Annotated in this window: 1 protein-coding gene; it reads right to left on the minus strand. The window is 47.8% G+C overall.

Going from position 1 to position 278, the window contains the following annotated elements:
- On the minus strand, positions 1-278 hold a 278-nt coding region (locus tag LOK78_RS16565; protein WP_232635692.1), incomplete at both ends, for an HYR-like domain-containing protein.

Consider the following 278-nt stretch of genomic DNA (forward strand, 5'->3'; position numbering starts at 1 on the left):
GGGTTTGTGTTGTTGTATTGCCATCGTTATCAGTTACGGACCATTCACGGATGATAGTTCCGACACCATCATTGACGGTATTTGTAGTTTCTGAATAGCTAACGGTAAGGGTTGTATCACAGTTGTCAGTTGCAGTAACCACAGCAGGAGCGGGTATGGCATCACATTCTACGGTCGCATCGGCAGGAACGCCAACAAGCACCGGAGGCGTGTTGTCCTCCACGGTAATGGTTTGGGTTTGTGTTGTTGTATTGCCATCGTTATCAGTTACGGACCAT

Origin of the sequence: Mangrovimonas futianensis (assembly GCF_021245805.1) — a bacterium.
Classification (GTDB): Bacteria; Bacteroidota; Bacteroidia; order Flavobacteriales; family Flavobacteriaceae; genus Mangrovimonas; species Mangrovimonas futianensis.